The sequence below is a fragment of the Acetobacterium sp. genome (genome assembly GCF_030652775.1).
Lineage (GTDB): Bacteria > Bacillota > Clostridia > Eubacteriales > Eubacteriaceae > Acetobacterium.
Window position 1 is genome coordinate 1 of sequence record NZ_JAUSPS010000053.1, and the last position, 14,587, is coordinate 14,587.

The 14,587-nt window shown below is 41.9% G+C and carries 15 protein-coding genes; all 15 read left to right on the forward strand.

Translation table 11 applies throughout. The annotated features are described in order from the left end of the window. Positions 1 to 66 precede the first annotated feature (66 nt). Positions 67 to 501 (forward strand): EutP/PduV family microcompartment system protein, encoded by a 435-nt coding sequence (locus tag Q7J41_RS09775; protein ID WP_304887568.1) that lies wholly within the window; start codon positions 67 to 69, stop codon positions 499 to 501. Between the two features lie 8 nt (positions 502 to 509). Further along, positions 510 to 1,085 (forward strand): ANTAR domain-containing response regulator, encoded by a 576-nt coding sequence (locus Q7J41_RS09780; RefSeq protein WP_304887571.1) that lies wholly within the window; start codon positions 510 to 512, stop codon positions 1,083 to 1,085. A 1-nt stretch (position 1,086) separates the two neighbouring features. Then, the gene (locus Q7J41_RS09785) at positions 1,087 to 2,565 is read left to right on the forward strand and encodes a histidine kinase N-terminal domain-containing protein (RefSeq protein ID WP_304887573.1); all 1,479 of its coding nucleotides are present in this window, start codon (positions 1,087 to 1,089) and stop codon (positions 2,563 to 2,565) included. Between the two features lie 348 nt (positions 2,566 to 2,913). Beyond that, complete coding sequence (eutA, locus tag Q7J41_RS09790) at positions 2,914 to 4,353, forward strand: ethanolamine ammonia-lyase reactivating factor EutA (RefSeq protein ID WP_304887575.1); 1,440 nt, start codon at positions 2,914 to 2,916, stop codon at positions 4,351 to 4,353. Between the two features lie 207 nt (positions 4,354 to 4,560). Beyond that, positions 4,561 to 5,928, forward strand: a complete 1,368-nt coding sequence (eutB, locus tag Q7J41_RS09795) for an ethanolamine ammonia-lyase subunit EutB (protein ID WP_304887577.1) — start codon at positions 4,561 to 4,563, stop codon at positions 5,926 to 5,928. Between the two features lie 20 nt (positions 5,929 to 5,948). Beyond that, complete coding sequence (gene eutC, locus Q7J41_RS09800) at positions 5,949 to 6,851, forward strand: ethanolamine ammonia-lyase subunit EutC (RefSeq protein ID WP_304887580.1); 903 nt, start codon at positions 5,949 to 5,951, stop codon at positions 6,849 to 6,851. Positions 6,852 to 6,871: 20 nt separating this feature from the next. Then, positions 6,872 to 7,528, forward strand: coding sequence for an ethanolamine utilization microcompartment protein EutL (gene eutL, locus Q7J41_RS09805; RefSeq protein WP_304887582.1), 657 nt, complete (start codon positions 6,872 to 6,874; stop codon positions 7,526 to 7,528). A 2-nt stretch (positions 7,529 to 7,530) separates the two neighbouring features. Continuing rightward, complete coding sequence (locus Q7J41_RS09810) at positions 7,531 to 8,169, forward strand: BMC domain-containing protein (protein ID WP_304887584.1); 639 nt, start codon at positions 7,531 to 7,533, stop codon at positions 8,167 to 8,169. Positions 8,170 to 8,172: 3 nt separating this feature from the next. Beyond that, on the forward strand, positions 8,173 to 9,681 hold the full coding sequence (locus Q7J41_RS09815) for an acetaldehyde dehydrogenase (acetylating) (protein WP_304887594.1): 1,509 nt from the start codon (positions 8,173 to 8,175) through the stop codon (positions 9,679 to 9,681). Between the two features lie 21 nt (positions 9,682 to 9,702). After that, positions 9,703 to 9,987, forward strand: coding sequence for an ethanolamine utilization microcompartment protein EutM (eutM, locus tag Q7J41_RS09820; RefSeq protein ID WP_026395993.1), 285 nt, complete (start codon positions 9,703 to 9,705; stop codon positions 9,985 to 9,987). Positions 9,988 to 10,229: 242 nt separating this feature from the next. Next, positions 10,230 to 11,006 (forward strand): cobalamin adenosyltransferase, encoded by a 777-nt coding sequence (locus tag Q7J41_RS09825; protein ID WP_304887586.1) that lies wholly within the window; start codon positions 10,230 to 10,232, stop codon positions 11,004 to 11,006. 17 nt (positions 11,007 to 11,023) lie between these two features. Continuing rightward, the gene (gene pduL / locus Q7J41_RS09830) at positions 11,024 to 11,662 is read left to right on the forward strand and encodes a phosphate propanoyltransferase (RefSeq protein WP_304887588.1); all 639 of its coding nucleotides are present in this window, start codon (positions 11,024 to 11,026) and stop codon (positions 11,660 to 11,662) included. Between the two features lie 28 nt (positions 11,663 to 11,690). After that, positions 11,691 to 12,377: a hypothetical protein gene (locus Q7J41_RS09835; RefSeq protein ID WP_304887590.1), complete on the forward strand. Its 687-nt coding sequence runs from the start codon at positions 11,691 to 11,693 to the stop codon at positions 12,375 to 12,377. Positions 12,378 to 12,410: 33 nt separating this feature from the next. Next, a complete protein-coding gene (locus Q7J41_RS09840; RefSeq protein WP_304887591.1) occupies positions 12,411 to 13,808 on the forward strand; it encodes an APC family permease in 1,398 nt (465 codons plus the stop codon). A 373-nt stretch (positions 13,809 to 14,181) separates the two neighbouring features. Further along, positions 14,182 to 14,587 (forward strand): PocR ligand-binding domain-containing protein (locus tag Q7J41_RS09845; RefSeq protein WP_304887593.1); only part of this gene is annotated, 406 nt, incomplete at its 3' end.

Below are 14,587 nucleotides of genomic sequence, written 5' to 3' on the forward strand. Positions count from 1 at the left end.
TTCAAACCTTGTCAATGTTGCAGGGAATGTCAATACCAACCGTCACACGATCATGAGGTTGGGGCAATGAAAAAAGTGATGTTTGTCGGGGCTTCAGGAAGTGGAAAAACCACCCTTTACCAAAGGTTGGAAGCGTGTCACATGGATTATGATAAAACGCAGGTTATTGAATTTCATAAAAATGTAATCGATACACCGGGTGAATATCTAGAAAATCGCGGCTATTATTCCGCCCTGCACGTGACCTCCGTTGAAGCTGATGTGGTTGCCCTGGTGATGGACTGTAAAAGCCGACGCAATGTTTTTCCACCTGGTTTTGCCAGAATGTTTACCAAACAAATCATTGGCATCGTAACAAAAACGGACTTAATTCTGGAGGGCGAGACAGATGATTACGCCGAGGATTCTTTAAAGCAAACTGGCGTTTGTGAAATATTTAAAATTTCATCACTAAAAAATCAGAATATCGAGGAGTTGCGAAAATTTCTTGAGTGGAATTGAGGTTAGGTATGAGAATTATCATTGTTGAAGATGAACCAGTAACACGGATGGATATACGCTGTATGTTGGAAGATGCCGGATTTGAAGTGCTTGATGAAGGCAAGGATGGCTTTGATGCCATCAACTTATGCAAAACCCATCAACCGGATCTGGTGCTGATGGATATTAATATGCCAAATTTGGATGGGATCAGCGCAGCTAGAATCATTCGCCGGGATGGATTGAGCAAATGTGTGGTGTTACTTACCGCCTACTCGGATGATGTATTTATTGAAGGGGCCAAGAATGTTGGCGTATTTGGTTACGTTGTAAAACCGGTTGATGAGAAGAGTTTGATACCGGCACTAAAAATTGCCTATGCAAAATCGTTGGAAACCACGGACACTGAAGACAAACTGGATGAAGCCACAAAAAGATTGGAAGAACGAAAAATAATTGAAAAAGCAAAAGGGTTTCTAATGCAAAGTGAAGGTCTGGATGAAAATACTGCCTATCAAAAAATGCGATCCCTGAGCATGGAAAAAAGCTGTTCTCTACGCATTATCAGTGAAATGTTGCTGATGAGAGCAAATAAAGGCGAATGAAATGATCTATACCTGTGACCGTGAGTTTATAATTGCGAAATGCAAAGAGTATACCCTTTTAAATAATGATGAAATCGAAACGATTATCGATGTAGCTAAGATTCTGCCTTATTTTAATGAGGGTTTTAATGGTGAGACTTTTATCGATATCAAGGTGCATGATGAAGATCTTGCAGTTGTGGTGGCGGAATCCTATAAAAAAAGACAGTCGATTTATGTGGACTCATTTCTGGGGGATATTATTTATCGGGAGAATGAACCAGCGGTGTTTCGATCCTTTGATTTGGGTGTAACGTCAAAAGAAATAATTGGCGTCAGCTTTGACCGACACCAGAATAAAATCTGGACCAGGCAGACCGTTGTACCGATTAAGCATCAGGACAACGTGGTGGCCACCTTAATATTGGAAAAAGTACTTGATTTGAATTCAGCGGATAAACCGGTTGTTAAATTGGAACCGATGCCTGACAATGACAAAATAGATGCGGTTTGGGGGTCCATTTTCGGGATTAACAGCGAAAATGAAGAATTACAATTACGGGAGGGTATTTTAATATTTGATTTAACCGGTCATTTAAGATACTACAATCAACGGGCCGTTAAATTGTATCAGGAACTGGGTTATAAATCCATTCAAAATCAGCATTTTGACAATCTGAACTATTCACCAAAAAACTTTGATGACATCATTTCAAATATTCAGGGAACTTTTAGTAATGATGATCATGATCACGTCATTATTGAAAAATGTTATGATGGCAAGGTAACGATTGGGGCAAAATTTTACCGGATTCATATAATCCTGCGGATTAAAAAAAATGTTGATGTGATTGTGTTTATAGATGACATCACTGAAATGAGAAAATTTGAAAATGAGGTAAATAACTACTTGGTCAGCTCGCATGAAATACATCATCGAATTAAAAATAATCTTCAAACGGTGGCATCTTTACTTAGGCTTCAAAGTCGGAGCTCCAAAGATCCAGCGGTTAAAAATATCTTAAGTGACAGCATCAATCGAATCATGAGCATTGCGGTAACCCATGAGCTTTTAGAAAAAAAATCAAATGATCTGGTTTCGGTAAAAGAAGTTCTTGACAAAATAAAACACAACATGCTATCATTCGGCGTAACAGACAATGAAAAAATTGAGATAACGGTCAAAGGAACAGACTTTTTCATTGACAGTGAAAAATCAACAGTTGTGGCACTGGTTGTCAACGAATTGATTCAGAACTCACTTAAATATGCGTTTCCAAATGGTGCTGCGGGGTTGATAGAAGTGACCACAGCCAGCGATGGAAAAATAAAAATGATTGAAGTCAAAGATAATGGTGTGGGTTATAACCCCGGTCAGATAAAAACAAATAGTTTGGGATTATCCATTGTTAAATCTTATGTATATGAAAAATTGGTAGGAAAATTAATCATTGAAACTGGAAATGAAGGTACCACGACTTCATTCGCATTTAAACTATGAATTGCAACGAGGCAATTTTATAAGCGACGTAGCTTAAGGTTTAAATATCTATTTTGGGATATTTAAACTTTAAGCTATTTTTTTAAATGTATATCAAATATAAAAAAAAGAAAAATAGAAACGCATGAGTTTATAGAAATAAATAATTTCATTGCAACGAGGTAATGAAAAAAAGCGACGCCGCTTAAAAATAAGTATCAAGTACTTTGATAGTTATCATTTAAGCGGCGTCTTTTTTTCGGATCAACGGCAAACCAGTATTTTGAGGATCAGCAGATGGACAGATCAGGCTAGCAAAAGTTGGTTGTTAAAATTACAAATTCAAGTTGAAACCAGAGGTAAAAAATTATGGAAAATTTTAAACGACAGGAGATTTTAAGTGTTGGAATTGACATTGGCACATCCACCACGCAGCTGGTATTTACAAAGATTCTGCTCGAAAATATGGCATCAAGTTTCAACATTGCCCGCATCGAGATTATCGGTAAGCGGATCATTTATCGCAGTGAGATATATTTTACCCCCTTAACAGCGGATGATCGCATTGACATGAATGAAGTCATGAAAATAATCGATCAGGAGTTTGCCAAGGCCGGAATCGACAAAAAAGACATTGATATCGGCGCCGTGATTATCACTGGAGAAACCGCTCGCCGTGCCAACGCCAGTGAGGTTTTACATAAACTCAGTGGCTATGCCGGCGACTTTGTCGTAGCAACGGCAGGGCCAGTTTTAGAAAGTATTATTTCCGGCAAAGGCGCTGGTTCGGACAAGATTTCAAAAGAACATAGCACCACCGTGGCAAACATTGACATCGGCGGGGGAACATCAAATGTAGTCGTTTTTGATCATGGTATCACCGCCAGCACCGGATGTCTTGACATCGGCGGCCGGTTAGTCAAAATGGATGCCCAGGGGAAAATTATATATATCAATGAAAAGTTAAAACAGATTATTGAGCATGAAAAACTGGACATCGCACTGGGTCAACAGGCCAATGAAAAGAGTCTGGCTAAACTGGCACGAATAATGGTGCATCAATTGGAAATGGTTGTTGGAATCACACCCAAAGATCAGTATTACAAAATGATGCTGACCATTGAGGACATGGTCATAAAGAAGCCGATCCAATACATCACCTTTTCGGGGGGCGTTGCGGATATCATCTATCACTATGATGAAAACGAAGATATTTACAAATATCAGGATATGGGGATCATCCTGGGCCGAGAGATTCGTCAGTCGGAATTATTTACAAAGCTACATGTCCTGGATGCCGAAGAAACCATTCGCGCCACCGTCGTTGGGGCCGGCTCCCATACTACCGATATCAGCGGCAGCACCGTGTTCTATGACAAATCAGTATTGCCGATAAAAAATATTCCAGTGGTGAAAATACCATTTACTGATAAAAACAATATCACCGAAATTGCCCAGGAGGTATCTAAACGAATTGAATGGTTCAAACTGGAAGATGAATATCAACAGGTTGCCATTGCTTTTCAGGGAATCAACTCACCGTCTTTCAGGCAAATTGAAGCATCTGCCGAAGCCTTAATTATCGGCCTTAAAGAAATAATCAGACACGATTATCCCATCATTATTATCTCCGAAGAGGATATCGCAAAAGTGTTGGGACAAACAATCAAACGAATCATGGCCAATGACCATCCGGTGATCTGCATCGACAGTGTCATCGTCAGTGATGGCGATTATATCGACATCGGAAATCCCATTGCCGGCGGAATGGTTTTACCAGTTGTGGTAAAAACCCTGATTTTTAAATAGGTTCGGATACTTCCGAAGCTAACCGTTCATCAAGTATGAAAATACTATGAAATAAATTTTAACATCGGTTTGGCCAATGGATTAACTGATCAAAGCAGTGATTATTAACCCTAATAATCGGCGCTTTGACCAGTTAACCAGGAAGCTGAACTAAAGAAAATATTGATTGTTATGAGTATGATGGTCAAAAAAATAAGGAGTGAAAGTATGAAACTAAAAACCGTATTGTTTGGAAAAACCTATCAGTTCAAGAATGTTAATGAAGTTCAGGCAAAAGCAAGTGAACAAAAGTCCGGTGACCAACTGGCAGGTTTAGCAGCAACCTCAACTGAAGAACGAGCTGCTGCAAAAATTGTATTGGCGGACATGCTGTTATCTGATATTCGCAATAACCCCGCCGTTCCTTATGAACTTGATGATGTAACCCGGGTTATTCAAGATCAGGTTAACGAAGCTGTTTATCGGGAAATAAAAAACTGGACGGTTGGAGATTTACGAGACTTCATGATGCTGTACTCGTCAACCGGACCCATTATCCAACGGATCGCAACCGGGTTAACATCGGAAATGATCGCCGCCGTTACCAAGATTATGTCAAATATGGATCTGATTTATGTAGCCAAGAAAATTGATAACGTCGCAACCTGTGTAACAACCATCGGCCAGCGCGGAATTGCCGCCAATCGGGCGTTGCCAAATCATCAGACCGATGATATTGATGGCATTTTCGCAGAACTTTATGAAGCCCTTGCCTACGGGGTTGGCGATGCCATGCTGGGGCTGAATCCGGTTCAGGATACCGTGGAATCAACCTCGTTTCTACTCCATAAATTATATGATTTTAGAATGAAATGGGAAATTCCCACCCAGAACTGTGTTCTTTCTCATATCACCACGCAAATGGCAGCGCTTCGCAAAGGTGCACCCCTGGACATGATTTTTCAATCGATTGCCGGGACGCAAAAAGCCAATGAATCATTTGGGGTAACCACCACCATGCTTGATGATGCCTATGATCTGGGAAAACGCGAATGTGTTTCCGGCGGTAAGAATATTATGTACTTCGAAACTGGCGAAGGATCAGAACTTTCGGCAGATGCCCATCTGGGGGTTGATATGCTGACCCTGGAAGCCCGCACCTATGGCTATGCCAGACGATATGATCCATTTTACGTTATGTCAGTAGTCGGTTTTATCGGACCTGAATATATTTATGACTCGGTTCAGCAATTACGGGCCGGTCTGGAAGAACATTTTATGGGAACGTTGTCATTATTCCCAATGGGTGTCGATGTTTGCTATACCAATCACATGCCTGCCAGTCAGAATGATTCCGAAAACCTGGCCCTGTTACTGGCCCATGCTGGCATGCCGGCCTTTGTAACAGCACCAATGGGTGATGATATTATGCTCAACTACCAATTGCTGGGAAATCATGACTGGCAAACACTGCTGGAGCTGTCGGGACTGAAACGCGTACCGGAATTTGAAAAATGGCTGCAGAAAATGGAAATCCTTGATGACCACGGTATGTTTACGGCCAAAGCCGGCGATGCATCAATTTTTCTAAAATAATTAAGAAGGGGTAAAATAATATGATAAATGAAGCTACTTTGAAAGAGTCAATTCGTGACATTATTAAAAACGTTATCCAGGAAGAATTAAGTGGAACAGGAGCAGGCACTATTAAAAGTCAGTCGCAAGTTCCGGCAATTGAGCATCGCGACGACACTGGTTTTGTCGACGATATTACCCTAGCCACCATGAAAGAAACCTTTTATATTCCCGATCCATATGACCGGGAAGGTTATATGAAAATGAAAGAATTTACCTCCGGTCGGTTGGGAATCTGGCGCGCTGGCCCCAGACCCTTGACCAAAGCCTATTTAAGATTCTTAGCGGATCATTCCGCTGCCCAAAATGCGGTGTGGTCAGACGTTGATGCTGAGCTGGTAAAAGAACTGGGATTCATTCCCCTTTCGACCATTGCTGTTGATAAGGCCGAATACATTAAAAATCCGAATACGGGAAAAAAACTGGCCGACGAAGCCGTTGAAACAGTCAAGAAAAATACCGTTAAAAACCTGAATGTGCAAATTGTTTTTGCCGATGGACTTAGTTCACGAGCGATTGAGAAAAATGCCGCTGATTTTTTACCAGCTTTTGAACAGGGCTTAAAATCACTGGGTTTAAGCTTCTCAACACCATTCTTTGTCAACAATGGCCGGGTCGCAATCGGTGACGAAATTGGAGAAATTACTGATGCCGACGTTATTGCAGTCTTCTGCGGTGAAAGACCAGGCTTGAACTCCACCGGCTCGATGGGTGCCTATATTACCTATAAGCCCACGATGGGCATGGAAGAGGCCAGAAGAACGGTTATTTCAAACATTCATGACCAGGGAACCGCACCGGTTGAAGCAGGTGCTCAAATCGCCGAACTTTGTCAAACAATGATCAAACATAAAATGTCTGGCGTTGACTTAAAATTAATCTAAATCCTGAGGAGGATAAACGAGTGATCGGAGAAATTATACGCGCGAATGTTGTTTGTATGAATATGATTCCAAACGTCAGTGACGATTTAGCCAAAGCCCTTAATCTCAAGCCCCACCAGCGAAGTCTGGGTCTTATCACAGGATCCATTGATGATGTGACCTTCATTGCCCTTGATGAAGCCACAAAAGCCGCTGATGTCGAAGTTATTTATGGAGAATGTTTATTCTCGGCCTTTGTGGGAATTTTTACTTCCTTTGCCGGCGAAGCGATTGGAATCCTGGCCGGGGAAAACCCGGCTGAGGTCAAAAGTGGCCTAGAAGCCTGTGCGCACTACATTGAAAACGGAGCTTACTTTGTCAATGGCAATGATAAAGGGGAGTCCATCTATTTGTCCCATTGTATATCCAGTACCGGCAGTTACTTATCGGAAACAGCTGAAATCCCGGCGGGCATGCCGCTGGCTTATTGTATCGCACCCCCGATTGAAGCGATTTACGGTATTGACGCCGCACTGAAAGCCGCCGATGTGAAGATCTGCAAGACCTTTTTACCGCCGACCGCCACATCAAACTTTGCCGGGGCATTAATGACCGGATCGCAATCGGCTTGTCAATCTGCCTGTGATGCCTTTGCCCAGGCAGTCCAGTACATTGCCAATAATCCGATTGTGATATAAAAATGATTTCCGTCGGGATAATCGATACGCTTGGTTTTGTCGGCGCTGTGAATGCCTTGGACACCTGTCTTAAAACTGCAAATGTACAATTTGTCCGGTTTGAGAAAATGTCCGGCGGGATTGTATCCATCATCATTAAAGGCGATGTTGGAGCGGTTTCGGCAAGTATTATGGCGGGGATTGAAGCAGCAGCGGCAGTGGGCGAATTGCGAAATCACACCATTATTGCCAGACTGGATGACCAAAGTGAGATGATGTTGAATAAACCAGTTGATCAACGATCGGAAGAGTACGGTGGCGGTACCGATTCAAACAGGTATCCCGAAGTTACGCTCGCTCAACTGGAAACTCAACCGCAGTGTGAAGAAACAGTAGAGTTGATTCTGCCTCTAATGGATCAGAAAGCACTAATGAACCCAGAGCAAGAGACCCACGAAGAGACCTACGAAGAGACTAAAGAAGAGACATTGATCTACTCAGAAGAAGCCCTAAATCTGATGACGGTTTCGCAATTAAGAAGGCTGGCGCGGGAATTGAATATCACAGGAATCAGCAGAGAAAAAATCAAAAGATCCCGAAAAGTTGATCTGGTTGTGAATATATTAGTCGAACTAAACAAATCACAAGAAGAGGAGGAATAAATGGTGCAATTAGCAGACAAAGACCTGATCTCCATACAAGAAACCCGTTTATTACTAAAAAACGCCAAAAAAGCCCAGGTCGAGCTGGCTCAAATGAGTCAATGTCAAATTGATACGATTTGTAAAGCCATTAAAGATGCGGCAATGGCAAATCTTGAGCGACTGGCAAAAATGGCAAATGAAGAGACTGGCTTTGGGGTTGTCGAAGATAAGGTAATAAAAAATTATTTTGCATCTCAGGTCGTGTATGAAAGCATTAAAGAGATGAAAACAGTTGGAATTGTGAGTTATGATGAAGTCAAAAAAATCTTTGAAGTTGCAGTACCGATGGGGGTTGTAGCCGGATTGATCCCCTCGACAAATCCCACATCAACAGTTATTTACAAGGCGCTGATCGCCATTAAAGCTGGCAATGCGATCGTTTTTTCACCCCATCCAACGGCTAAAAATTGCATTATTGAGACCGTCAGAGTACTGAAGGATGCGGCAGTAGCCGCTGGTATGCCCGAAGACTGTATCGGTTGCGCAACCGAAATCACCCTGGAAGGCACCGCCGAGCTTTTGAAAAATAAAGATACCAGTTTGATTTTAGCAACCGGTGGGGAACCAATGGTGAAAGCGGCCTACTCATCCGGCAATCCCGCCATTGGTGTGGGTCCCGGGAATGGTCCCGCTTTTATTGAAAAAAGTGCCGATATTCCCGTGGCTGTCAAACAGATCATCGACTCAAAAACATTTGATAACGGCGTGATCTGTGCCTCAGAACAATCGATTATTGTCGAAAGAGAATCGGAAGCAGAAGTGATCAAGGAATTAATAAAACAGGGCTGTTATATCTTGTCAGCAGACGAGAAAAAGCGGCTGGAGACAGTCATGATGACACCGAAGATGACCATGAATCCTAAAATCGTCGGCAAATCAGCGGCTTATATTGCCGAAATGGCTGGCATTCGGGTACCTCAAGAAACGAAGATTCTGATCGGAATCGAAAACCGGGTTGGCCATGATGTTCCCTTTTCAAGGGAAAAACTTTGCCCGATACTGGCTTTCTATATCGAAGATGACTGGCTTAAAGCCTGCGAACGATCCGTCGAAATTTTAACGAAAGAGGGAATGGGTCATACGATGATCATCCATTCACGGGATGAAGAGATCATCAAAGAATTTGCTTTAAAAAAACCGGTCAGCCGTTTATTGGTTAATACACCGGGAGCGCTGGGCGGCGTCGGTGGAACAACAAATCTGATCCCGGCCTTTACGTTAGGCTGTGGTGCAGTCGGTGGCAGTATTACTTCAGATAATATTTCCCCACTGAATTTACTCAACCTGAGACGGGTGGCCTATGGCGTCGTCGAATTGGACGAAATACGAAAGAACGTCGAACGTGAAAGTAAAATAGATCCAACTGGAACAGTTGGTAAAGCAGCGGCACTCGATCAGGCCGTTGAGGATAAACTCGACCGTGTGACCGATATAATTTTTGAAAAACTAAGAAATCAATTAAATATTTAATTTTACTTGGAGGTAAATAAAATGGCAAATACAAATGCATTAGGAATGATTGAAACACGTGGTTTGGTAGCAGCAATTGAAGCAGCGGATGCAATGGTGAAAGCCGCAAATGTTACACTAATCGGCAAAGAACAAATTGGTAGTGGTCTGGTAACGGTTATGGTCAGAGGTGATGTCGGCGCTGTAAAAGCGGCCACCGATGCCGGTGCCGCAGCAGCTGAAAGAGTGGGCGATCTGGTTTCAGTCCATGTAATTCCCCGTCCCCATGCAGATGTTAACGAGATGCTGCCACAGGAAAAAAACTAGTATCATCAGACTGAATAGAAACTAAACGAAAGTGATGCTAAACCAGTATCACTCAGACTGTCAAAAAGATAACCTAGTACCGACAATTGTTACATCATGTTGTACGCATCGGAGCGGACATGGCATAGCCTGTCCAATTCCGCGGCGAAGAACAGATTAACAATTGGTCGGTACGGTAGTTTATCGACAACCTCAGTGATGCTAAATCAGCATCACTTTCGTTTAATTAAGGAAGTGAACCTATGAATTTAATTACCGAAGATGGATTAAAAAAAATCATCAAAACCGGGCAATCGATCGAGAATAATGAATTGCGACTTCCCCAAAACTCAATGTTAACCCCTTCGGCAAAATCGCTGCTGGCGGATCATAAATTGAAACTGGTGTTGGTTGCTGAAATCACCGAAGATAAAAAAATAGAAGATAAAAAAACAAAGGTAATGGAAACGGCCACTGAGATGGCAGCAAAAAAAATCGGCAAGTTTACTCTGGAAAGTGGCGGTTATCGCAACGATAAACCGGAATATATGACCCAGGTTTACGGTAATCTTTTAGTTAATAAGGATCACAAACGCATCAAACTCAGAGGCGAAATTGATTTGTTGATGGGGGAAATAATGAAAGTTCAGATCCGTGCCAAGGCTCTTGAAAAGAATGATCTTGTCACCGATTTACAAGAGGTGTTTGATTATATTGGTAAATTGTCTCGATCTGAAATTCTGAGTGAACCCGTGAGCACCAGTACGATACTGGGCTTTAATGAACAGGAAATCAGAGCGATGTCTCATAACCCCAAAAAGTATTTTGATCATGAACATTTATTTAATATTACCTATGAACTGGGTGAGATTCCGATTCTGTTAAACTCACTGCGGGCAGGGATACGAAAAACCGAAGTGGCCTGTTATGAAGCTTTTAAACAGGCCGATGGCACGGTTGCCAGAGGCGATCTGATGCAGGGTTATAACCGCTTGTCATCAATTATGTATATTATGATATTTAAGTATTTGGATCAGTAATACCGGAAAGGAACAAGATGAGTGATCAACTGGAAAAAATTGTTGAGGTTATCTATAAAAAAATTTGCGCTAAATTAAAGAGCTTGGGCTACATTGAAATTGAAGCATCAGGACGACATGTACACCTGTCAAGGAAGGCGATTGAAGAACTGTTCGGAAAAGATTATCAGTTGACGAATATCAAACCACTCTCCCAGCCGGGGCAGTTTGTTTCAGCTGAACGGGTAACCCTGATCGGCCCCAAAGGACAGCTGTCAAACGTCGTGGTGCTAGGTCCGGAACGAGCGCATTCACAAATCGAAGTGTCAAAAACCGATGCGAAAATTCTAGGCATCAACGCCCCAATTCTGGAAAGTGGCAAAATTCAGGGAACTGCAGCTATCGAAATCAGTGCCAATGGAAATAAAGTTCAGTTGAACCAGGGGCTATTGGTGGCAGAAAGACACATCCACATGTCACTGGCAGATGCCGAGAGTTTAGCCTTAAAAGATGGTGATCGGGTCGATATTGAAGTGAATAGCGACCGGCCAGTGGTTTTTAAGAACGTGAATCTCAGAGTGTCAGAGCAGTATGATACCACGATGCATATTGATTATGATGAGGCAAATGCCTGTAATCTGACCGGGAAAACATTTGGTTTGATTATTAAAAAATAACAGCAAATTTTAAAAAAGGAGTACCCAAATGGATCTTGAACTGATAATCGATGAAGTATACAAACGGATCATAGATAAAACCAGGCAAAATGAAATGGCGACAGAAGAGCGGCCCACTAAAATGTTTCTTCAATGCGACGGTAGTTTACTGTCAATAGCGGGATATGAAACAATATTATTAGATACGGTGAAGGATAAAAACCAATTTCGGAATTATGAATTTCTGGTGATCAGCACGCTTTCAATCGATGAGATGGCAGCTTCGGTTAATGGCTTAGCCATCAACGAAAAAACAAGCGTGTTGCGCCAGTTTTTACTGACCGGAAAAACTGTTTATGTGATTGAAGAAGGTCTTGAACATCGGGCTTATAAAGCGATCGCAAATCCGGTTTTTTATAACATTTTCAAAGATCAGGAAATGAAATTAATCCAGTATGGTCTGCGAATCATGAGTGCGGTAGCCCTGGAAAGTGCTCTTGGTTTTGAGGAAAAAACGCTATCACCGGAGATCTTAAAAAAAGAGACTTCCGAACAATCAGCGGTTAGTAATGTATCTAGTGCGTTTCAATATAGTACGAAAAAAAAGCTAATCAACCATGAACTGGCAAAACAGCTTGCCGTGGAAGCGAACATTATTTTAAAAACCGGGACTTTGATCACACCATATGCAAAAGATGTGTTCAAAGAAAGCAATACGGCCATTACTTTTATTTAATAGCTGCTAAAAACACGTATAGAAAGGTAAAAAATGAACTCGAATAAAATTAGTTGGAAGCAAGGTCTGGTTATCGCTTTAGGTGTGCCGATGCTGATTCTTCCCAATATTGGCTATTTTGCAAGTTATGTCGGGGTATTTTCAATTATTGTCTGGATCCTTTCAATCGGTCAGGGATTTCTGCAAAACATTGCTTACGGAGATTTTGCTCTGATGTACCCAGAAGCCCGGGGGCTGCCCGGGTATGTTCAGGCAATCTTTAAAGGAAAAAATCCCAAAGATTATGATATCAACAAATTTATTGGTGGTTTTAGTGCCTGGGGTTATTGGATGGCATGGAATCCCGTGCTGGCAATCTTTTCACTGCTGATCGGAACCTATTTACACGGCATGATACCGGTCTTGGGTAATGTTTCGGAAAAAACCATTTCACTGGTGGCCGGGGCAGTCATCTTCACGGTATTGATTATTATTAATCGTAAAGGCTTATCGGGAGGAGCCAAGGCCGGTAATGTTCTGGCAGTGATTGCCCTGATTCCCCTCATTGTGCTTTCAATAGCGCCAATTGTTTCCGGGCAGTTCCAATTAAGCAATATCACCGCGGTGAGTCTGTTTCCTGAAACCTGGAGTTGGGATGCCACCCATATCCTGATCCTGCTGGGCATTATGGCAATGGCCCAATGGAGTGCCTGTGCCTGGGAAACCGCGGCAGTGTACGCACCGGACTACCAAAACCCCAAAAAAGATTTGCCTAAAGCGCTATTTTCCTGTGGTCTGATCTGTCTGGTAACCTTTGTCCTGGTTCAAACAGCCTGCATTGGAACGTTAGGTATTCAGGGAATTCTGGAAGAACCCTATTCGCCGATGCTGTTAATGGCTAAAATTTCATTTGGCAATGCCGGCGCTGTGATTACCCTGGTTATGTTGATGGCATCGATGATCTTGATCATACAAACTGCATTACTCGGTTCAGCGCAGGCGATGCAGTCGATGTCGGTTGAGGGGAACCTGCCAAAGGTATTATCAGAAACGAATCAGTATGGGACTCCGGTAAAAGCGATGATCTTGGTTGCGGTATTTAATCTAGTCTTGATTTTCATCGGAACTCCGGCAGCAATTGTGGCTGGTTCGGCAGTGGGTTATGTCATTGCCAATGGGATTACCCTGTTTGCTTATTTCAAAGCTAAGGGGAATCAAAAGATACTAGCGCCAAAATGGTGGAAATTTATTGGTCTGGGATGTTGCATTCTCAATATTCCTTTATATCTGGCGGGGATCTTCTATATTAATACTCTAGATTATGGTTTAGTAGCAGCACTAATTGGGATTCTGGTGCTATTCCTGTTTGTTCCATTCTGGCTTTATGCCAAAAAAGAGCATAGCCAGGAAATAGTTGCAAAATGTCAAAATATTGATGTAGAAGTAGAATAGCAATCATTTATCTAAACAGACAGTTAGAAATAAATGAGCTATAAAAGGAATATCTTGGTATAAAAATAATACCTTAAAAGTAGATAACTGAATCAAAAGCATATTCTCATCAAGAGGCCGGAAAAGCTGAAAAGAATGTTATTGTAATATAAAGAAACACAGGTTAAACTAAACAAAAGATGCGGATAAAGAGATTGTTTTTTTGAAAATTCTGACTCTGTGAAGAATGGAAGTTCTTATTCGACATTTTTATAGTAGTGGAATTAAGGAATCGCTCAATGTAATCGATTGAAGTAAAGAGGGGATAGACTTACTAAGTGAATTATGGATAACTGTTTTAGGTAAGAGTGATTTATGCAAAGATGAGGGCGTAATGAGTAAAATTGAAAATTTTGAAAATTTGGAGCATAAAGAGACGCTGCTGAAGATCATCAATGCTTTTGAATGCGCAACAGAATTCAATGCGGTCATTTTAGATATTGATGGAAAACAGATTATCCCAGGGGATTGCGGCAATTGCGTCAGTTTTTGTGAGATCGTCCAGAACTCCCATGGAGGCAAAACAAAATGTCAGATCAGCTATAAAAATGCCGGGCTTCAGGCCTTGAAATATGCGGAACCCTATATTTTCATGTGCCATGCCGGCATCCTTGCCTTTGCGGCACCGTTGATGATTGACGAAAAATATGCCGGTATTATTATTTGCAGAAACATCTTAATGTGGGAACCGGATGATTTTTTTTATGAAGAGTTGCGCGAAAAAAACAAGAATTTAGACA